Source organism: Thiohalophilus sp., from assembly GCF_034522235.1.
Taxonomy (GTDB): Bacteria; Pseudomonadota; Gammaproteobacteria; order UBA6429; family Thiohalophilaceae; genus Thiohalophilus.
Genome location: NZ_JAXHLN010000003.1, coordinates 2,296,790 through 2,316,084, shown reverse-complemented (window position 1 = coordinate 2,316,084; position 19,295 = coordinate 2,296,790). Strand labels below are relative to the sequence as shown.

Sequence of the window (19,295 nt, the reverse complement as noted above, 5' to 3'; positions counted from 1 at the left end):
TATGGATAATCATATATTTGATCATATATTTGGCGCATGATGATTAATTCCGACAGTCTGTTCAGTGCCCTGGCCCACCTGCTGCGCCTGCGCGCCTTGTTGCTCATGCAGCAGGAGGGCGAGCTGTGCGTGTGTGAGCTGACCCATGCGCTAACCGATGATATCTCGCGCCATCTGGCCCAGTCGCGCCAGGCGGGGCTGGTCAGTGACCGGCGTCAGGGACTGTGGGTTTACTACCGGCTGCAACCCGGCGCTTCCCGAGTGGGCGCAGCAGGTACTGGCGGAGACGGCACAGGGCGTGGCCGACCGGACGCCTTACGCTGCTGATCGCGCGGCCCTGGCCGCCATGCCCAACCGGCCGGGGACAGCCTGCTGTGCCTGATAGCGGACCATCTCTCCCCCAACCCTACGAAACCGCTTTGTTCGCCGCACAGGTTGGGACAATTCGCCAGGAGGTGGCTGAATGAATCGACTGTTCCTTTGCACGGGGAACGCCTGCCGCTCAATGCAAGTGTTTCGCGCCACCCGGGATGCTATCCAGTGTCGGGTGCGCAAGCTGATACAACAACTTCAGGAGCAAAACCAATGATTAAGACAGCACTGGCAGCCGGACTCATGTTGATCAGCGCCCTGGCTTCGGCCATGAGCCTGACACCGCAGCAGGTGGACGAAGGCATCTATGCGCTGATCGGCCCGACCACCGGCCGCACGCCGGAGAATCTGGCGCTCAACGCTAATTACGGTTTCATCGTCACCGGTGAGGGCGTGGTGCTGATCGACAGCGGGGCCTCCAACAGCGGCGCCGAGGTCATCGAGCGGGCGGTGCGTTCGGTCACCGAGCAGCCGATCCGCTGGGTGATCAATACCGGTTCGCAGGATCATCGCTGGCTGGGTAACGGCTATTTTGCCGACCGGGGGGCGACGATCATTGCCCTGCAACGCACGGTTGATACCCAGCGCGGGCTTGCCGGGCAACACATGGCCAGCCTCAAGCGTGTGCTCGGGGACGCGCTGGCCGGGACCCGTGCGACCTACGCGGCCGAACCGCTGCCCGGCAACCGGGCCGAAATGAAACCCGGCGGTGTGGCCATCGAGCTGCACTGGTTCGGCGATGCGCATTTTCCCGGCGATGTCAGTGTCTGGCTGCCGCAGCAGCAGATCCTGTTCAGCGGCGATCTGATCTATGTCGATCGCATGCTGAGCGTGCGTCCGGAAAGCCGGGTCACCAGCTGGCACCAGGCGTTTAACGGGGTCATGGCCGCCTTCGCGCCCAAAGCGATCGTGCCGGGGCACGGTAATGTCTGCGATGTGGCCAGGGCGAAGCGTGATACCGGCGAGTACCTCGCCTGGCTGATAGATAATATACGCCCGGCGGCGGAAAACTGGGAAGGCCTTGAAGCGACGCTGGCGCAGTACGGTGATGCGCCGCGCTGGGCGTTTTTGAAAAATCACGATCAGTTACACGGCGGCAACGTGCACCGCAGTTACGCCCAGTTTGAAAACAACCAGACCGGGGAGCTGCCTGAACCATGAGCGCGCAGTGCGAGTCCAAAAACGCGCCATCCCTGGCGCATGGCCCTCGCCTCGATCCAATCGGCGAAATCACCGCGAAAAAGTCCGCCGGCGCCGGGATGGGGTTTTCGAACGCTATCTGACCGGCCGGGTGTTTTTGTGCATTCTCTTCGGCATCGGCCTGGGGCACTTTTTCACCGACACGTTTCAAGCCATCCTCGCGCTGTTGCTCGGTTTGTCCGCGATCACGGTGCCGTGGGAGACACTGCTGTTGTCGGTGCTGGTCTATATCGTGATTCCGTTGATTATTGCCAACCTGTGGCGCAGCTGGGCTGCTGGACTATGAGCACGGTTATCTGCGTCTGCAGCGGGTGCTTAATGCCATGCATCCGGTTTCCTTTGTGGCCCTGCTGGTGACGCTGGTGCTGCTGTTCGGTTTTCAGGACGAGCAGATCATCAATCAGCCATTGATTATCGCGCTGCTGGCGGTGCCGATCCTGATTCAGATGTTTTTCAATTCAGGCCCGGCCTATCTGCTCAATCGTGTGGTGCGCTCTCCGCTCTCCGCTCTCCGCTCTCCGCACTGCGCTCTCCGCACTGCGTCGCAGTCGCCACTGGTACGAAGCGCGCGAGGGGGTTGTGCCGCACGCACAATGCTGTCCCGCGGGTCTGCATACGCAGCCGGGGCATTAATGCCGTGTTTGGTGTCGTTTCTTGATTTGGTGAGAGTTGGATTTGGCGAAAGAGGGGGTTTGGCGCAAGCGGGGGATCTGGCGCGAGCGGGCGCCGGCCGGGTGAAGCGCTCAGTCGCCGAGCCGAGTGTGGCCGGGGACAAGCGCCCGGGTGTCGGCGCAGTCGGATTCGGCATTCCGCCAGTCGGGTGAATACCCCGTTGCCAGGGCCTGATTTCGTTGCCCGCCAGCATGGGCTTCGCTGTAGATGGCGGTCACCGAAAACAGAACCAGAATGATCAAGACCAGTCGTCCCATCTTCTCCATCACACATTATGGTTAGTGAATAACCCTGTATAGCATGACTTTTGATGCGGGTTAAGGGGGAAATGTGCCGGTTTGTGATGAATCCGGCAAATTGGGCCTGTTATCGCCCGATTTTGCAGTTTTCCCGTCATTTAACCGACAAATTTCCGGGTTTTGGAGGCAACCGCTTTTTGGCGAAAATGGATACAAATCACAGAATTTGGCGATTATTCCGGGTTATTTCCAGGATCTTTGAGGCTCACGAGTCCCTTGAGCCGGGTGCGGGCGATAACGTGCAGGACGATGGCGCAGCCGCCGAAGAAAATGACCGAGGCAATGAGCGAGGCCTGAATCGGGTCACTGCTTTGAACAGGCTCGTACAATACCGAGGCCACGAGGCAACCGACCGCCGCCAGATAGCAGGCGATAGCGAAGAGTAAGGCAATTTTTTGACCGATATTTCGTTGCATAGTGCGGGACCGCTGAGGTTGTCGAGGATGGGAGGATTCAGTCTTGCGGCGCACTCAATAAACCGCAGGCCAATATAGCATGCCGCGAGCGCAGAGCCCGGTTTTTTCTCGCTACGAACATTGGCGCAAAGAAGCCGGGATCCGGCGCCGCGGCCCGGCAACTTTCCGTTATAATGCGCCGCGATTTACACCGATTGTGGCGCATTTGCGACGGAGCTGATTTTCATGAGCGATATCAAGAAGGTAGTACTGGCCTATTCCGGTGGCCTGGATACATCCATCATCCTCAAATGGCTGGAGCAGACCTACGGCTGCGAGGTGGTGACTTTCACCGCCGACATCGGTCAGGGCGAGGAGGTTGAACCGGCCCGGGCCAAGGCCGAGGCCATGGGCGTGAAGGAGATCTATATCGAGGATCTGCGCGAGGAGTACGCCCGCGATTACGTCTTCCCCATGTTCCGCGCCAATACCGTCTACGAGGGCGAGTACCTGCTGGGGACTTCCATCGCCCGGCCGCTGATCGCCAAACGGCTGGTGGAGATTGCCAACCAGACCGGCGCCGATGCCATCTCCCACGGCGCCACCGGCAAGGGTAACGACCAGGTCCGCTTCGAGCTGGGGGCCTATGCGCTCAAGCCGGATGTGAAGGTCATCGCCCCCTGGCGCGAGTGGGACCTTAACTCCCGCGAGAAGCTGATGGCCTACGCGAAGGAACACGACATCCCGGTCGATTTCGCCAAGGCTGGCAAGAAGTCGCCCTATTCGATGGACGCCAACCTGCTGCACATTTCCTACGAGGGCGGGATTCTGGAGGATCCCTGGGCCGAGCCGGAAGAGGACATGTGGCGCTGGAGTGTCTCCCCCGAGGCGGCGCCGGACAAGCCCACCGAGCTGACATTGCGCTATGAGCAGGGGGATATCGTGGCCATCGATGGCAAGGCCATGAGCCCGGCCCAGGTGATGAGCACGCTCAACGAGGTGGCCGGCGCCAATGGCATCGGCCGCGACGATCTGGTCGAGAACCGCTATGTAGGCATGAAATCCCGCGGCTGCTACGAGACCCCCGCCGGCACGGTGATGCTCAAGGCCCATCGGGCCATTGAGTCCCTGACCCTGGATCGCGAAGTGGCCCATCTCAAGGACGAGCTGATGCCCAAATATGCCTCGCTCATCTACAATGGCTACTGGTGGTCGCCGGAGCGGGAAATGCTGCAGACCCTGATCGACGCCTCGCAGGCGCATGTGAACGGGCTGGTGCGGCTCAAGCTGTACAAGGGTAATGTCATTGTTACCGGGCGCCAGTCCGACAGCGACTCGCTGTTTGACGAGAAAATCGCCACCTTTGAAGAGGACGCCGGTGCCTACGACCAGAAGGATGCCGAAGGTTTCATCAAGCTCAACGCGCTGCGCCTGCGTATCGCTGCCAAGCGCCGAAGCTGAGACCACGGGATCCGGCAAGTCTCCTCCGGACGTCCTGCCCGGAGGCATAAATCCTTATGAAATCAAGGGATTGGAATAATCTTACCCATATCCCGTCTTATGAGTCGGGTCGCGGTGTAGCGGGATTGAAGTAAAGTTCCGGCGCCGCAGGCCGACATACGCCTGTACTCACGGAATCCGGGAGGGTTTTCCCATCTAATGCCAGGGAACGGGAGCAGACAGATGTTTATTTATGCCATTGGTCCCCGAGGCTTCGATTATCAACAACCTTTCTCACGGCTGGAAAACTGCACTCGACTTTCTTGATGAGCCCATCTGTCTGTTGGATCTGGACGATCAGGTGGTCCAGGCGAATAAAACCTTTTTCGCCCATCTGGGGCGCCGGTCTGACGAAGTTATTGGCAAGCCGATTAGCCTGTTTTTCCACCCGGAGGGAGAAGAAGTCCCCTGTCCGGTCTGTCGGGCGCGCTATGATCGGCGCGATGCCGTCATTACCCTGGAGGCGGATGATCCGCGTAACCATGCCGGGCGTTCCATCCAGGTGCGTATCGGTGTGGTGCGCGATGCCCAGGGCAATCCCACCGGCATTGTGCAGCATATCCAGGATCTGACTCTGATCCGTCAGGCGGAAAGTAAATATCTTGATACCCAGCGGCGTTTTCGCAGCCTGTTCGAAGCCTCACCGGATCCACAAATCATCGTCGACAGCGACGGCATCATCGAACAGGCCAATGCCCAATGTTTCGGTGTGCTCGGCTACAAGAATACGGAACTGATCGGTGAGTCCGTCGAGGTGTTGCTGCCGGAGCATCTTCGCCAGCGTCACGTGAACTTTCGCCAGATGTTTAACAGTGCACCGTGGGCACGACCCATGGGGAATAGTGAACTGACTTGTCTGCGCAAGGATGGCAGTGTTATTCCCGTGGAAGTCAGTCTGACCTCGATCACTACCGACCAGGCCGTTTCCATCTGCGCCGTGATTCGTGATATCAGTGAGCGTAAGCAAGCGGAACAGGAATTACAGCGGCTGGCCAGTTTCCCGGAACTCAGTCCGATGCCGATTATCGAGATTACCCGCCAAGGAGAGCTCACCTACACCAACCCGGCGGCCAAGGTTACTTTCAGCGAACTTGGAACGCTGGGAATCGCGCATCCGGCCCTGTCCAACTTGCAGGCCATGGTTAACATGGTCGTGGGAAGTGAACGGCCGGTGTTTCGCAGTATCGAAGTGGGCGGCATGGTCTATGAACAGCAATTTTCCTATGTCAGGGAGAATGAGGTTGTGCGGATCTATTCCTGGGATATTACCGAGATCCGGGATATGGCCGACGAGATGGAGTATTTCGCGACCCATGATGGGTTGACCGGACTGATCAATCGCAGCGAATTTGATCGCCGAATTAACCAGCTACATGATCAGAGTATCCGCGAGAATCAGGCGCACGGTATGTGTTATATCGATCTCGATCAGTTCAAGATTGTTAACGACAAATGTGGTCACAGTGCGGGCGATGAGCTCTTGCGCCAACTGGGCCGGTTGCTACAGGAAACGATTCGGGATACCGATACACTGGCCCGACTGGGGGGTGATGAATTCGGCCTGCTGTTGCCGGGCTGTGGAATCGAAAAAGCCAAAGAGATCGCAGAGGCAATTCGCAAGGTTATTGCCGAATACCGGTTTTCATGGGAGAGTCACACATTTACCGTCGGGGCCAGTATTGGCCTGGTGTCGATTAATCGACACAGTGGTGGTGTCAAGGAAGTTATGCGGGCTGCCGACACGGCCTGCTATGTTGCCAAGGATACCGGACGGGATCGGGTACATGTATACCATCAGGACGACTATGAACTGGGCCGGCATATCAAGAATATAGAATGGGCGCATCGGCTGCAGCAGGCGCTGAGTCACGGTCGGTTTTGTTTGCGTAAACAGCTGATACGATCCACCCGAACGGGGAAGCGCGATCGCTATGAGTTGCTGGTCAGTATGAAAGATGAAGACGGCAAGCTTTATGCTCCCGGCGCATTTATACCGGCTGCGGAACGCTTCAATCTTATAAAGAGCATTGATAAGTGGGTAGTCAATGAAGCATTCAGTCTGATTCAAGCCGGTCATATCGACGGCAATGAAATATCGATTAACCTTTCCGGTGAAGCACTGGGCGACATCGATATGGTTACTTACGTAATCAACAAGCTGGAAGAATACCAGATTGATCCGAAGGGGCTGATTTTTGAGATCACTGAAACCGCAATGGTCACCAATCTGGCCAATGCGAAGAAGTTTATGTCAATTATGAGTGATGTCGGCTGCCATTTTGCACTGGACGACTTCGGTAGCGGGGTAAGCTCATTTGCCTATTTGCAGAACCTGCATGTGGACTACCTGAAGATTGACGGCAGCCTGGTGCGTAACAGCGTAACTAACAAGATCAACGAATCAATGGTCAAGGCGATTGTCGACATTGGCCATGCCATGGGAATTGCTACTGTGGCAGAATTTGTGGAAGATGAAACGATCTATGAAAAAATGCTGGAGGTCGGTATTGATTATGTACAGGGATACCATATCGGTCATCCCGAGGAAGTTGAAAAGTAAGCGTCTTTATATGGATACTACTGGTCTGCCAGAAGAATTTCCTCCACCCGCTGTAACTCTTCCTCGGTATTGACACCCGGCCCGGGCACCTGCATGGCCGTTACCACCTTGATCTTCCTGCCGTGATATAACACCCGCAACTGCTCCAGCGATTCAATCCGCTCCAGGGCACAGCTGCCCCATTCGATGTATTGTTTGACGAAACCCGCGCGGTAGGCATATAGACCGATATGGCGGTGAAAGTGGCTGAAGTCATCCAGCGTGGGTGTTGATTCGCGAAAGGCCTCGCGATCCCAGGGGATCGGTGCGCGGCTGAAGTAGATTGCATTGTCGTCATGATCGCGAACCAGTTTAATCACATTCCAGTCGAACAATTCCTCAACAGTTTCGGCCGGGGTGCTGAGGGTGGCCATCTCCGCGTTGCTATCCTGCGCCAGGGCATGGCCGACCTGGTTGAGACAGGCCCCCGGCATCAGGGGTTCGTCACCCTGCATGTTGACGATGATCGTCTCGTCCGCGATCTCGAATTTTTCGATGACCTCGTGAATGCGCTCGGTCCCGGAATTGTGCTGCTCCGAAGTCATACAGCATTCCACCGGGAAGCCGGCGGACGCTTCCATGATGCGTGCGTCATCGGTGGCGACAATGATGCGTTCGGCATCACTCTGCAGGGCGTTGTCGATGACATGGGCGATCATCGGCTTGCCGGCGATCTCGCGTAGTGGTTTGCCCGGCAGTCGGCCGGATGCGTAGCGGGCGGGAATGACAATATGAAAGCTCATAGGGTGTTATCTTTTGCCGATGAATGTGCGCCGCTGGCATGAATCAGCCGGTCGAGGGTGGATTTTACTTCCTCAACACTGATCCGGTCCATGGTTCCCGCGTCACGTACACGGAGCCCCCACGGCAGTGCTTCGACCGGTTTGTGGTATCTGGCCTGTACCGCCTCGGGGTAACGGTTGACTGTCCATTCGGCACTCAGATAGGGCCGGGCGCGATCGGGATTGGTACAGGCATACAGACCGATAACCGGCGTGCCGACGGCGGTGGCCATATGCGCCGGTCCCGAGTCGGGGGCGATGACGCCGAGCGCATTTTGCAAAACCACCAGCAACTGTTTCAGTGACGTTTTGCCCGCGAGGTTGGTGATGGCGTCGGTCGTGCTTTTGGTGCAGATATCTTCCGCCAACTGTCGCTCCAGTGGGGTATTGCCGCCGGTGATATAGACCCGCAGACCATGTTCGTTCGCCGCATGGTCGGCCAGTTGCGCGTAACCGCTTGTGTGCCAGTTACGATAAGGTTTGCTGGAGCTGGGACTGATGACCAGGTAGGGCTGCGCGGGATCGGCCAGTTGCCGGGCCAGTTGCATATCCTCCGGCGTCACCGGAATGTCCCAGCGTAACTGTTTTTCCCTGATTCCCAATGCCTGGCTGAAGCCAAACAGGCTGTCCAGCACGTGTTGATTTTTTTGTGGGGCAATTTTGTGATTACTGAACAGCCATTGCATGTCACCGGCACGGTCCCGATCAAAACCCAGTTTAACCGGTGAGTTGACCAGCAGGCTGAGCAGACTGGAGCGCAGCGACATCTGCATGTGCAACAGGGCGTCGAAAGCTCTTGAGTTGAGTTGCCGGCGCACGTCGCGGTAGGCGCTCATTCCCGCGGATTTATCGAAGACGACGAATTCTATATCCACAATTCCCTCCAGCAACGCGTATTCGCTTTTACCGATGATCCAGGTCAGCCGGGTTTGTGGCCAGGCCTGCTGGATGGTGCGCACCACGGGCAGGGTATGGCAGATATCTCCAATGGCGGAAAGACGCAGGATGCACAGGTTGTTCGGTGGCGAAGAGAAGGGTAACGGCATGGCGTTCGGGGTCCAGGTTAAAAATGGTAGCCGAGATGCTCGTCGATGAACTCGCGAATACAACCATATCCGCCGTTTTTTTCCAGCACCACGTCCACGATCGGTTTGATCGAGCCGACCGCGTCGGCGGGGCAGGCGCTAAAGCCGACATTGTGAATGATATCGCGATCGTTGATGTCATCCCCGATATAGGCGACCTCGTCCAGCTTGATGCCAAGCTCGGTACAGAACTGTTTGAGAATATCCAGTTTGGGCTCGGTGCCGACATAAAACTTATCGATGCCGAGGGTCTTGCAGCGTTCGGCGATAATGGTGTTTTTAAAGCCGGAGCTCAACACGACAACCTGTACGCCCTCGCGTAACAGGTGAATAATACCGCGCCCGTCCTTGGTATCGAAGCGTTTGACCTCCTCGCCGCTCTCGGTGTAGTACATGCCGCCGTCGGTCATGACCCCGTCGATATCCAGGGCCAGCATTTTGATGTCCGTGCGGCGGGTCATGGAGCTAGACAATGTTGTAACCGATCGCCTGGGCGATGGGTCGCAGAGTGCCGATCAGTTCGCGGAAGGCGTCGTGATCCAGCTGCTGGGAGGCATCGGACTTGGCTATGGACGGATCGGGATGGACCTCGATCAGCAAGCCGTCGACACCCATGGCCGTCGAGGCCCGGGCCAGATCCGGCACACCGTAGCGATAGCCCATGGCGTGACTGGGATCGACGATGATCGGCAGGTTGGTGTATTCCTTCAGATAGGCCACGCCGCACAGATCCAGGGTAAAGCGGGTCTTGGTCTCGAAGGTGCGGATGCCGCGCTCGCACAGGATAACGTTGTCATTGCCGCCGGAGAGCACAAATTCGGCGGCCTGGACGAACTCCTGCAGGGTGGTGCCGAAGCCGCGTTTGATCAGGATCGGCTTGTTGCTGCGGCCGCAGGTGCGCAGGATCCCCTGGTCGTACATGGCCTTGGCGCCGATTTGCACAATGTCGGTGGTTTCGATCACTTCGTCCACATGGGTGGAGTCGCGCACTTCGGTAATGATGTTCAGGCCGTATTCGCTGCGCATCTTGTCCAGCAGGCGCAGGCCTTCGGTACCCAGCCCCTGAAAACTATACGGCGAGGTGCGCGGCTTGTAGCAGCCGGCACGCAGGGTGGAGATGCCCAGTTCCTTCATCAGTTTGGCCGAGGCGGTGATCTGCTCTTCGGATTCCACCGAACAGGGACCGCCGATAATCATGGTGTTGCGGGTGTTGCCGCCGATGCTGATGTTGCCGATGTCAATGCGGCGTTTTTCCGGCAGGTATTCGGCGCTGGACAGTTGCATGTCGTTGGGAAAGACGAAACTTTCCACCACCATGCTTTGATATTCTTTCGGCACTTCCTGCAGGGCCGAGGGGGTGACCATCACATGATAGTCCGGTTTTTTGATATGAAAGGCGTCCAGCTCCCGACCGATCTTGTCGAGCGTTTTCTGGTCGGTATTTTTGTCGAAATGGATAATCATACTTCACCTTTAACGAGATTCATGAACGTAACCGAGCCGGTCACTTCATGCTTGTTGTTGACGACGGGTAAATAATTCACGGGAAACGTCTGCTCCTGAATATAGGCCAGCAGTTCCTGTACGGTAAAATCCTCGCGCGCGGCAGCGGGCGACGGGTTGATCATGTCGGTGACTTCCAGGGCATTGAGATTGTCGATATGTTTCAGCAGCCCTTTGCGCACATCGGCATTGGTGATCATGCCCAGTAATATACCGCTCTCATCGGCCACCAGGGTAAACCCGAGTTTGTTGTCCTCAATGGATTGCAGGATATTGCGCACACTCAGTTCGTCGGGGCGTAATAGCGGCGTCTCATCCCGCTGGCGCATGAAATCGCCGACCAGATAGTGCGAGCCAATGTCATGGGTCTTGAGGTTCAACATGGCCGCGCCGATGGAATCACTGTTCATCAGGTAGGAGCCGGAAACCGCGGCATAAACCCCCATGTTGCGCAGGATAAAGGAGACCTCGTGATTGACCCCGCCATCGACATGAATTCGGGTGCGCGGAAACTTCTGCCGGAACTGACGGATCTTGCGGAAATTGTGCTTGTCGAAGGTGCCGCCACTCTGTCCCGGCGTGGTGGCCATGATCAGCACAAAGTCGAGTTGATCGGCATAGGGGGCGAACACGTCGATATCGGTATTCGAGCTGATGGCCAGACCGATGCGGGCATGAATCGTCCCGGGAATCGCCAGTGCTTCCTGCAACGCCTCATACTGAAAACAGACCGCATCCACCTGATGGGACGCGATCAAATCGTAATACTTGCCCGGTGTCGGGGTAATGATGTGCAAATCGAGCGGTGTGCTGCTGAGCTGGCGGATTTGCGCGATGTCGTCGAACACCTTCGGGTCATCATTGCAGTCGATATGAAAAAAATCCGTGCCGTGCGCATCCAGCTCGGCAACGATGTCCTGCAGTGCCTTGTGCTTGTTGGAATAAATCGAGGCGGAAATTTTCATGTTAAACGTCGTTCAGCTGTCAGCATGGCTGGCATGTGAGTGATGCGGTATCCGGATTGGGTTTGGCCGGTCCCCGGTAGTCCCTGAGTGCCTCCAGGGTTGGCCCACAGCGGCGCCGTTGCAGTGTAATACAAGAGACCTGTACAGGTACAGCGCAGGGGCTCCCTCCACCGATACGGCAGAGGATTGTATCATCATTATCAGCAAGTTAGCGCGGGAAAAGCGTGATCCAATGCCCGTCGTGCGCAAAAAGAAAAGCCGGCCAAAACTTCGACCGGCAACAGACCACAGGAGGAGATCTAAAAACGTGTTCCGACTAGCTCGACACGTCGGTGTCAGAGCGTCGGGTACCGGGTATGACACCGCGCTGGTGCAGATCGTTCAGAATTTGTTGGCCGCCCTGAATGACCGTGCCGGGATCGGGATGATTCAGCTCCCCGGCAATCTGCCGCAACAGCGCTTCGCCGCTTTGTCCGTTGTTCTCGTCGATCAGGGCCAGCAGGCGGGCGGTGACCGGGTTAAGCTCCATAAAGGTGATCTCATCCCGCTCATCCCGATAAACCAGCAGGCAGGTGGGTTGCTCGCCCGGCTGTCCGGGCTGGAAATCGGGACCAATCCGGTGAACCGGAAAGTGGTAGCTGAGCGGCCAGGCCAGGGGCGAGAGCACCGGTTGCGCCGCCAACAGGTCCCCCTGGGGGTCGAGCCGGGCCCAGTCCGGTTCCTGATCGGCGAGGCTCAGTGCCAGTTCCACCCATTCGTAATGGGCCAGCTCAAACAGAAACGGGGGATCATCCGCCGCCGGTTCACGTTCGTGTTCGAGATATTTGAGAAACTCTCGCGGCATTTCGGGAAACAGGGGGGTTTTTGCCCTGTGCCGGGCGAAATAACTACGAATCAGTCGATGCCAGCGTTCATCATTCAGCAGCGCGCGCAATACCGGAAAACTGTCGGCCATAAAGCCCTGGACATTGTTGTAGAACAGTTCCCGATAGATCGCCATGCGCCGATCCTCAATACCCTCCGGAGACGGAGCGGCCTGCGGGTCGCGGATATGGGCCGCAAACCGGTATTGCTGCTGACGGAAGTCGGGCTTGTCAGACTGATTCGGCACGGAAGTCATGCGATTGTTCCTGGCGTTGCTGGAGCGTATGAATCATGTCCACTTCGGTCAGTAATTCATTGACCGGCGGCAGGTTGAAGTCACGTTCCAGCAGGGTGGGGGTTACACCAAAATGGCGGTAAGTCTGATCGAGCAGCTCCCAGACCGGATCGATGACAGGCGCGCCGTGGGTGTCGACGATCAGATCCTCGGCTTCATTGTAATGGCCGGCGACATGGATATAACTGATGCGTTCGCCCGGCAGGGCGCGCAGGAACTCCAGGGCGTCGTAGCGGTGATTGACGCTGTTGACATAAATATTGTTCACATCCAGCAACAGCTTGCAGTCGGCTTCATCGAGCACGGCATTGATGAACTCGATCTCGTCCATCTGTTTGCCCGGGGCGGCGTAGTAGGAGACATTCTCGACGGCAATGGGTTGTTCGAGTATCTCCTGGACACGACGAATCCGCCCGGCCACGTAATGGACCGCCTCGTCAGTGAACGGAATGGGCATCAAATCATACAGGTGCCCGTCGTCACTGCAGTAGCTCAGATGCTCGCTGTAGATCCGGATATTGTGTTGTTTGAGAAAACGCTTGAGACGCTGTAAAAAGGCCTCGTCCAGCGGTGCGGGACCGCCCAGCGACAGCGACAGCCCGTGGGTGACAAACGGATAGCGCTCGGTGAATTCCCGTAACTTGCGACCGTAGCGGCCACCAACGCCGATCCAGTTCTCCGGGGCAATTTCCATAAACTGCACCTGAGAAGGGAACGGGTCCGCGAGCGGCTCCATGATGGAGCGCCGCAGACCCAGTCCGGCGCCATGAACAGGATAGGTCGTCGTGTTCATGTCAGTTCCCCTGGCAGCTTATTTGCTGGCGCCGCATTTACCTTCGCCGCACTTGCCTTCCTGTTTGGCCTTGTCGCCGCCACATTTGCCTTCCATGTTCTTCTTCATTTCCTTGTTACCGCCGCATTTACCTTCGCCGCACTTGCCTTCCATGTCATTTTTCTTGCTTTCGCGGCCTTCGCCACAACGACCTTCATTTTCAGACTTTTTGTTACCGCCACATTTGCCTTCCATATGGTTATCGGCCAGCTGCATGTAGCCGCTGGACAACTCGTTCATGGCGAAGGGATTGCTGGTGGTTTCGGCCGCCGAGGCGATGTTGCTGGCTGCCATGCTGGCGGCAAAGGCCGTACCCAGGGCAAGCGTCAGGGTCTTGGATGATTTACGGTTTGACATAATCTGCATTCTCCATGTGTGTTGTTTGTTGGTTATTAGTCGTGGAATCGGGGTAAACCTTACAACAGAAATGATATAAAAAAACCACGCCATTGCATAATTGTGACCCTGTCAGGACCGGATGGTTCCTGGCGGGGCCCGGCGCGAGGAGGCGGTAAATTAGCGGTTTCTAATATACGGCCTTTACCGGGACTCGCCCGGACGCTGGAAATAACGTTTATTCCTCCGGTCATAAAAAAGGGAATCAGTCGGAGGTCTTGTCCTTGTATTCGCACAGGTCCTCGATGACACAGGCCCCGCAGCGCGGTTTGCGGGCCACGCAGGTATAGCGTCCCAGCAGGATCAGCCAGTGGTGGGCGTCCTTTTTGAATTCCCCGGGCACCACCTTGAGCAGCTTTTTCTCCACCTCCAGCACGGTCTTGCCCGGGGCCAGGCCGGTGCGGTTGCTGACCCGGAAGATGTGGGTGTCCACGGCGATGGTGGGGTGGCCGAAGGCGGTGTTGAGGATCACGTTGGCGGTCTTGCGGCCCACGCCGGGCAATGCCTCCAGCGCTGCCCGGTCCTCGGGGACCTTGCCGCCGTGTTGCTCGACCAGTATCTGGCAGGTCTTGATGATGTTTTTGGCCTTGCTGTTGAACAGGCCGATGGTCTGGATGTATTCCTTCAGGCCGGATTCGCCGAGCTCCAGCATCTTTTTCGGGCTGCGGGCCACCTTGAACAATTCTTTGGTCGCCTTGTTGACGCCCTTGTCGGTTGCCTGGGCCGAGAGAATCACCGCGATCAGCAGCTCAAACGGGCTGCGGTAGTTCAGTTCAGTGGTGGGGTGCGGATTTTCTTTCTTCAGCCGCCTGAAAATCTCACGTCGCTTCTGGGGGTTCATTGTAGTGATGTATAGGGTAGATTGATGATTATTTTACCGCAGAGAGGCAGAGAACACAGAGAAAAAAATTATGTGGATCGGGGTTTGTAATTATCCCATGCCTCGGCCAACCCCATGGCGCAGACCACACAAAACTTTGCGTCCTCTGCGTCTCTGCGGTGAAGCTTTATTCAGATTTATCCTGCCCCTGCACCTGCGCCGGCGGGTTGTTCGGTAGCGATGGCTGCTTTGCGGCTTTCGGCGCGGCGCTGGTCGATCAGGTTTTTGACGGCGATCAGCAATCCCAGACCGATAAAGGCGCCGGGGGGGAGGATGGCCAGCAGGTAGCCGCGGTAGTCTTCGAACAGGACCAGGGTCATCCACTCGGCGCCCTGGCCGAACATCAGTTCGGCCTGGCGCAGCAGGGTACCGAAGCCCAGGATTTCCCGCATGGCGCCGAGGGTGACCAGCACGGCGGTGAAGCCGAGTCCCATGAACAGGCCGTCGGTGAAGGCCTGCGGGACCGGATTTTTCGAGGCGAAGCTTTCGGCACGCGCCAGAATCGAGCAGTTGGTGACGATCAGCGGAATGAAGATCCCCAGGATCTTGTACAGCTCATGAAACCAGGCGTTCATGCTCAGCTCGATCATGGTCACCACCGAGGCGATGATCAGCACGAATACCGGCACCCGGATCTCCGGGCGCACCCAGCGACGAATCAGGGATACCGAAGTGTTGGAGGCAACCAGGGTGAGAATGGTCGCCAGCCCGAGGCCCAGACCGTTGATCATGGTATTGGTGACTGCCAACAGGGGACACAGGCCCAGCAACTGGACAAAGGCCACATTGTTGGTCCACAGGCCGTCGCGGATCAGGGTGCCGTAAGGATTGTTTGTCATGAGGCGTCGTCGCTTGTGTTGTCGGTTGGGCGAAACAGTTGCTCGCGATGTTCGGCATAATATTTAAGCGCGTTATGCACCGCTTTGACAACTGCCCGCGGGGTTACGGTCGCACCGGTAAACTGATCGAATTCACCCCCGTCTTTTTTGACCCGCCAGCCGGCCGGGCCGGGGTTATCGAGCGATTTACCGGCAAAGCTGTGGATCCAGTCGGAACGGTCGGCATCGATGGCGTCGCCCAGTCCCGGGGTCTCGCGGTGATTGATCACGCGTACGCCGGCCAGTTCCCCGTTGTAACGAATGGCCACCAGCAGGTTGATGCGGCCGCTGTACCCGTCCGGGGCGATGACATTGAGAATCGCCGTGACCGGCTCCCCGTTCTGGCGTGCCCGGTAGACCGTTACCGGTTCGGGCGTGCCCAGCAGTGCTTCGTTGCGCACCTGAATCGTGTCCCGGGTCAGATCATTGTCATGGCTATCCGGGGGCACCAGGCTGTGCAGGTTGCGCAGCAGGGTAGCCTGTTCGTTGGCCACGATGGTGGGGGCGGTCTGTTGATGGATCCAGGCCACCAGACCGCTGCCGATAATGGCAAAGCCGCCCAGTAACACGGCGCTGATTGACATGTGTTTGAGCAGTTGCATGGGGGTCAGTCCCGACTCTCGCCAAACACCCGTGGCCTGGTGTAATAATCGATAGTGGGCACCGCCATGTTCATCAGCAGCACGGCAAAGGCGACGGCATCGGGGTAGCCGCCCCAGGTGCGGATGATATACAGCAACAGCCCGATGCCGATGCCGAAAATAATCCGTCCCCGGTTGGTTGCCGCGGCGGTCACCGGATCGGTGGCGATGAAGAACGCGCCGAGCATGGTGGCGCCGCTGAACAGGTGAAACAGGGGCGAGGTGAAGGCATCCGGATCATTGAGATGAAACAGGCCGGAGACCAGAAACAGGGTGGTCAGCATGGCCAGCGGAATATGCCAGCTGATCACGCGCATATAGATCAGTACCAGGCCACCGAGCATGAACAGCAGATTGATCCATTCCCAGCCGTGCGCCGATATCATGCCAAACAGTTCCGTGCTGCCCTGGTGAATTTCGGTCAATGTCAGGTTCTGTGCCAGTTGGGTTTTGACCGCGTCCAGGGGCGTGGCGGCAGTCAGACCGTCCAGGGTCCAGTTGGCGGGCAGTTGTTCCAGGAAGGTGTAGCGCAGGTTATCCAGGAAGGTGAGGTCGTGCAACTCGGGGGTTAACCACAGAGTCATCTCACGCGGGAAGGCGATCAGCAACATGGCGTAGCCGACCATGGCCGGATTGAAGGGGTTGTAACCCAGGCCACCATACAGGTGTTTGGCGATAATCAGTGCAAAGGCGGCGCCCAGTACCGGGATCCACCACGGCGCCAGGGAGGGAATGGCCACCCCCAGCAGGATCGCTGTGACCAGCGCACTGCCGTCGAGTAGAAAGGGTTTAATCGGCCGTTTGCGCAGGCGCAACATCAGCGCTTCGGCCGCCATGGCGGTGATGATCGCCAGGCTGATGTTGATCAGCACACCCCAGCCGAAAAAATGAATGCAGGCCAGAATACCGGGGATCAGGGCGAAGATGACCGCCAGCATGATCCGGTTAACCCGGTTGTCGGTCTTCATGTGTGGTGAGCTGTGTAACGACAGGTTCATGCGTCTTCCTTGTCCCCGGATGGCGAATTCTTTTCTCCGCGGCGTGCCTTGGCCCGTGCCATGGCGGCTTCGATGGCGGCTTTTTTGCTGTCTTCGCCACCCGTTTCATCGCCCTGGCTCTTTTTGAGCATCTCTTTCTTGCGCCGTTTGCGTTCTTCCTCTTCCTGTTTTTTACGTTCGATGCGTTGCTGGCGAAATTCATGCCGCTCGCGGGCCTGATCGGCTTTTTTCTTGTCCCGTTCCTGGGCCCAGATTTCAGTCTTGGCGAAGCGATAATACTGCACCAGCGGAATATGGCTGGGACAGACATAGGCGCAACAGCCGCACTCGATGCAGTCGAACAGATTAAAATCCTGCACCCGATCAAAATTCTTGGCCCGGGCATACCAGTAAAGCTGCTGGGGCAACAGTTGTGCCGGACAGACCCGCGCGCATTCGCCGCAGCGAATACAGGGCATCGGTGTCTGCTGCTCTTTTGTTGTCGGCCAGGAAAGGATGCAGTTGGTGGTCTTGATAACCGGTACGGCGGGGTTGTCCACGGTAAAACCCATCAACGGCCCGCCCATGATGATCTCGTCGTTGCGGTCATCGCGCCAGCCGCACTGTTCCAGTAATGCCTCGAAGGGGGTGCCGATCCGCACTTCCAGGTTACAGGGTTGACCGATGGCATCCCCGGTGACGGTGACATAGCGGGTGATCAGCGGTTTGCCTTCGTGAATGGCATCAGCGATGGCAGCGGCGGTGCCGACATTATGACAGACCATATGGATGTCCAGCGGCAGGCCGTGGCTGGGGACTTCCTTGCCGGTCAGCACCTTGATCAACTGTTTCTCACCGCCAGTGGGATAGATGGTCGGGATCTGGATGATTTCAATGAATTCGCTCTCATGCTCATGCAGGGCGTTGACCAGCAGTGTATGTGCGTTTCGCTTGTTGTCTTCCAGCGCGATGATGCAACGGCGTGCCTGCAGGGCATGTTTCATGATCAGCAACCCGTCAATGATCTTGCGGGGTTGCTCCTGCATCAGCATCGCATCGCAGGTGATATAGGGTTCGCATTCGGCGCCGTTGAGGATCAGGGTGTCGACTACATTACGGGGACCGGGATTGAGCTTGATAAAGGCCGGGAAGCCGGCGCCGCCCAGGCCGACAATGCCGGCTTCGCGAATCACATTGCGCAGGGCGCTGGATTCCAGTTCGGTATAGTCGTTGATCGGTGCATGCTCGATCCATTCGTCCTGCCCGTCGCTGTCGAGGACGATACACGGTGCCTGCAGGCCTGACGGGTGGGGAATGGGGCGATCCTCGATCGCGGCGATCGTGCCGGAGGTGGAGGCGTGTACCGGCACACTGATGTATTCGCTGGCGCGGGCCAGCATCTGGCCCTTCAATACCCGTTGCCCGACTTCCACCACCGGCTCGGCGGGCTCGCCGATATGCTGTTGCAGGGGAATGGTCAAACGTTCTGGCAGGGTCGCCGTCTGGATCGGCTCCTGCATCGATTCGGCTTTGTGACCGGGCAGGCGCAAGCCGCCGTGAAAATGCCACAGCCGACGCTTCACGTTGAACCCCCGGCTTCACGGGGCGGCTTTTCCAGCGGCAGAGGCGGCGCAGGCCACTTCCAGGTCTGCGGCGTCTGTGGGACGGGGACGATATGAATGCAATCCACCGGACAGGGTTCGATACAGAGATCGCAACCGGTGCATTCGGATTCGATTACGGTATGCATCTGCTTGGGCGCGCCGAGGATGGCGTCCACCGGGCAGGCCTGGATACAGAGGGTGCAGCCGATGCATTCGTTCTCGTCGATCACTACCACGGTCTTCTCGCCGTGTTCACCGTGCTCCTCGTTGAGCGGTTTGGGATCGACACCGAGCAAGTCTGACAGGGCATGAATCACCGACTCGCCACCGGGCGGACACTGGTTGATATCGGCCTCGCCCTTGGCGATGGCTTCGGCATAGGGGCGGCAACCGGCGTAGCCGCACTGGCCGCACTGGGTTTGCGGCAGGATGGCATCGATCTGATCCACCACCGGATCGCCTTCGACCTTGAAACGCACCGCGGCAAAGCCCAGCAACAGGCCGAAGACCACGGCAAGGACGGCGAGGACGATGATGGCTTCCAGCATGACAGTCG

Annotated in this window: 18 protein-coding genes and 2 pseudogenes; 5 read left to right on the top strand and 15 right to left on the bottom strand. The window is 57.8% G+C overall.

From position 1 onward, the window contains the following. Nucleotides 1-39: 39 nt before the first annotated feature. From U5J94_RS14350 to U5J94_RS14340, 3 genes and pseudogenes are all read left to right on the top strand, one after another. Nucleotides 40-382 (top strand): annotated as a pseudogene (locus U5J94_RS14350) (metalloregulator ArsR/SmtB family transcription factor). Between the two features lie 203 nt (nucleotides 383-585). Next, entirely contained in the window at nucleotides 586-1,533 is a 948-nt protein-coding gene (locus U5J94_RS14345; RefSeq protein WP_322566305.1) for an MBL fold metallo-hydrolase, read from the top strand. 184 nt (nucleotides 1,534-1,717) lie between these two features. Then, nucleotides 1,718-2,063, top strand: a pseudogene (locus U5J94_RS14340) (arsenic resistance protein); the annotation flags it as partial. Nucleotides 2,064-2,716: 653 nt separating this feature from the next. Here the strand turns inward: U5J94_RS14340 and U5J94_RS14335 are convergent. Next, on the bottom strand, nucleotides 2,717-2,959 hold the full coding sequence (locus U5J94_RS14335) for a hypothetical protein (protein WP_322566304.1): 243 nt from the start codon (nucleotides 2,957-2,959) through the stop codon (nucleotides 2,717-2,719). A gap of 225 nt (nucleotides 2,960-3,184) precedes the next feature. Between U5J94_RS14335 and U5J94_RS14330 the strand changes: the two genes are divergently transcribed. Further along, on the top strand, nucleotides 3,185-4,399 hold the full coding sequence (locus U5J94_RS14330; protein WP_322566303.1) for an argininosuccinate synthase: 1,215 nt from the start codon (nucleotides 3,185-3,187) through the stop codon (nucleotides 4,397-4,399). Nucleotides 4,400-4,631: 232 nt separating this feature from the next. After that, nucleotides 4,632-6,998: a bifunctional diguanylate cyclase/phosphodiesterase gene (locus U5J94_RS14325; RefSeq protein ID WP_322566302.1), complete on the top strand. Its 2,367-nt coding sequence runs from the start codon at nucleotides 4,632-4,634 to the stop codon at nucleotides 6,996-6,998. A gap of 17 nt (nucleotides 6,999-7,015) precedes the next feature. On the opposite strand, the gene kdsB is transcribed toward U5J94_RS14325, so the two are convergent. The 14 genes from kdsB to rsxB form a co-directional block, all read right to left on the bottom strand. After that, nucleotides 7,016-7,780, bottom strand: a complete 765-nt coding sequence (gene kdsB / locus U5J94_RS14320; RefSeq protein ID WP_322566301.1) for a 3-deoxy-manno-octulosonate cytidylyltransferase — start codon at nucleotides 7,778-7,780, stop codon at nucleotides 7,016-7,018. Next, nucleotides 7,777-8,865: a glycosyltransferase family 9 protein gene (locus U5J94_RS14315; protein WP_322566300.1), complete on the bottom strand. Its 1,089-nt coding sequence runs from the start codon at nucleotides 8,863-8,865 to the stop codon at nucleotides 7,777-7,779. The genes kdsB and U5J94_RS14315 overlap by 4 nt, the downstream gene beginning before the upstream one ends. Before the next feature lie 17 nt (nucleotides 8,866-8,882). Next, nucleotides 8,883-9,365 (bottom strand): HAD-IIIA family hydrolase, encoded by a 483-nt coding sequence (locus tag U5J94_RS14310; RefSeq protein WP_322566299.1) that lies wholly within the window; start codon nucleotides 9,363-9,365, stop codon nucleotides 8,883-8,885. A gap of 4 nt (nucleotides 9,366-9,369) precedes the next feature. Continuing rightward, a complete protein-coding gene (gene aroF, locus U5J94_RS14305; protein WP_322566298.1) occupies nucleotides 9,370-10,368 on the bottom strand; it encodes a 3-deoxy-7-phosphoheptulonate synthase in 999 nt (332 codons plus the stop codon). Beyond that, on the bottom strand, nucleotides 10,365-11,372 hold the full coding sequence (locus U5J94_RS14300; protein WP_322566297.1) for a CBS domain-containing protein: 1,008 nt from the start codon (nucleotides 11,370-11,372) through the stop codon (nucleotides 10,365-10,367). The genes aroF and U5J94_RS14300 overlap by 4 nt, the downstream gene beginning before the upstream one ends. 316 nt (nucleotides 11,373-11,688) lie before the next feature. Next, a complete protein-coding gene (locus U5J94_RS14295) occupies nucleotides 11,689-12,492 on the bottom strand; it encodes a DNA-binding domain-containing protein (RefSeq protein WP_322566296.1) in 804 nt (267 codons plus the stop codon). After that, nucleotides 12,467-13,324 carry a DUF692 domain-containing protein gene (locus tag U5J94_RS14290; RefSeq protein ID WP_322566295.1) on the bottom strand — a complete coding sequence of 286 codons (858 nt, stop codon included), beginning with the start codon at nucleotides 13,322-13,324 and terminating at the stop codon, nucleotides 12,467-12,469. The genes U5J94_RS14295 and U5J94_RS14290 overlap by 26 nt, the downstream gene beginning before the upstream one ends. A gap of 18 nt (nucleotides 13,325-13,342) precedes the next feature. Next, nucleotides 13,343-13,720: a hypothetical protein gene (locus U5J94_RS14285; protein WP_322566294.1), complete on the bottom strand. Its 378-nt coding sequence runs from the start codon at nucleotides 13,718-13,720 to the stop codon at nucleotides 13,343-13,345. Nucleotides 13,721-13,964: 244 nt separating this feature from the next. Continuing rightward, entirely contained in the window at nucleotides 13,965-14,600 is a 636-nt protein-coding gene (gene nth / locus U5J94_RS14280; protein WP_322566293.1) for an endonuclease III, read from the bottom strand. Nucleotides 14,601-14,776: 176 nt separating this feature from the next. After that, nucleotides 14,777-15,478 (bottom strand): electron transport complex subunit E, encoded by a 702-nt coding sequence (locus U5J94_RS14275; RefSeq protein WP_322566292.1) that lies wholly within the window; start codon nucleotides 15,476-15,478, stop codon nucleotides 14,777-14,779. Further along, the gene (rsxG, locus tag U5J94_RS14270) at nucleotides 15,475-16,119 is read right to left on the bottom strand and encodes an electron transport complex subunit RsxG (protein WP_322566291.1); all 645 of its coding nucleotides are present in this window, start codon (nucleotides 16,117-16,119) and stop codon (nucleotides 15,475-15,477) included. Before rsxG ends, U5J94_RS14275 begins: the two co-directional genes overlap by 4 nt. A 5-nt stretch (nucleotides 16,120-16,124) precedes the next feature. Beyond that, on the bottom strand, nucleotides 16,125-17,156 hold the full coding sequence (gene rsxD / locus U5J94_RS14265) for an electron transport complex subunit RsxD (protein ID WP_322566290.1): 1,032 nt from the start codon (nucleotides 17,154-17,156) through the stop codon (nucleotides 16,125-16,127). After that, nucleotides 17,153-18,718 carry an electron transport complex subunit RsxC gene (gene rsxC / locus U5J94_RS14260; protein ID WP_322566289.1) on the bottom strand — a complete coding sequence of 522 codons (1,566 nt, stop codon included), beginning with the start codon at nucleotides 18,716-18,718 and terminating at the stop codon, nucleotides 17,153-17,155. Before rsxC ends, rsxD begins: the two co-directional genes overlap by 4 nt. Next, complete coding sequence (gene rsxB, locus U5J94_RS14255; RefSeq protein ID WP_322566288.1) at nucleotides 18,715-19,287, bottom strand: electron transport complex subunit RsxB; 573 nt, start codon at nucleotides 19,285-19,287, stop codon at nucleotides 18,715-18,717. The genes rsxC and rsxB overlap by 4 nt, the downstream gene beginning before the upstream one ends. Between the last annotated feature and the right edge of the window lie 8 nt (nucleotides 19,288-19,295).

Coding starts and splice junctions, on each gene's coding strand:
- U5J94_RS14345 (WP_322566305.1), top strand. CDS start 586: ATGATTAAGACAGCACTGGCAGCCGGACTCATGTTGATCAGCGCCCTG.
- U5J94_RS14335 (WP_322566304.1), bottom strand. CDS start 2,959: ATGCAACGAAATATCGGTCAAAAAATTGCCTTACTCTTCGCTATCGCC.
- U5J94_RS14330 (WP_322566303.1), top strand. CDS start 3,185: ATGAGCGATATCAAGAAGGTAGTACTGGCCTATTCCGGTGGCCTGGAT.
- U5J94_RS14325 (WP_322566302.1), top strand. CDS start 4,632: ATGCCATTGGTCCCCGAGGCTTCGATTATCAACAACCTTTCTCACGGC.
- kdsB (WP_322566301.1), bottom strand. CDS start 7,780: ATGAGCTTTCATATTGTCATTCCCGCCCGCTACGCATCCGGCCGACTG.
- U5J94_RS14315 (WP_322566300.1), bottom strand. CDS start 8,865: ATGCCGTTACCCTTCTCTTCGCCACCGAACAACCTGTGCATCCTGCGT.
- U5J94_RS14310 (WP_322566299.1), bottom strand. CDS start 9,365: ATGACCCGCCGCACGGACATCAAAATGCTGGCCCTGGATATCGACGGG.
- aroF (WP_322566298.1), bottom strand. CDS start 10,368: ATGATTATCCATTTCGACAAAAATACCGACCAGAAAACGCTCGACAAG.
- U5J94_RS14300 (WP_322566297.1), bottom strand. CDS start 11,372: ATGAAAATTTCCGCCTCGATTTATTCCAACAAGCACAAGGCACTGCAG.
- U5J94_RS14295 (WP_322566296.1), bottom strand. CDS start 12,492: ATGACTTCCGTGCCGAATCAGTCTGACAAGCCCGACTTCCGTCAGCAG.
- U5J94_RS14290 (WP_322566295.1), bottom strand. CDS start 13,324: ATGAACACGACGACCTATCCTGTTCATGGCGCCGGACTGGGTCTGCGG.
- U5J94_RS14285 (WP_322566294.1), bottom strand. CDS start 13,720: ATGTCAAACCGTAAATCATCCAAGACCCTGACGCTTGCCCTGGGTACG.
- nth (WP_322566293.1), bottom strand. CDS start 14,600: ATGAACCCCCAGAAGCGACGTGAGATTTTCAGGCGGCTGAAGAAAGAA.
- U5J94_RS14275 (WP_322566292.1), bottom strand. CDS start 15,478: ATGACAAACAATCCTTACGGCACCCTGATCCGCGACGGCCTGTGGACC.
- rsxG (WP_322566291.1), bottom strand. CDS start 16,119: ATGCAACTGCTCAAACACATGTCAATCAGCGCCGTGTTACTGGGCGGC.
- rsxD (WP_322566290.1), bottom strand. CDS start 17,156: ATGAACCTGTCGTTACACAGCTCACCACACATGAAGACCGACAACCGG.
- rsxB (WP_322566288.1), bottom strand. CDS start 19,287: ATGCTGGAAGCCATCATCGTCCTCGCCGTCCTTGCCGTGGTCTTCGGC.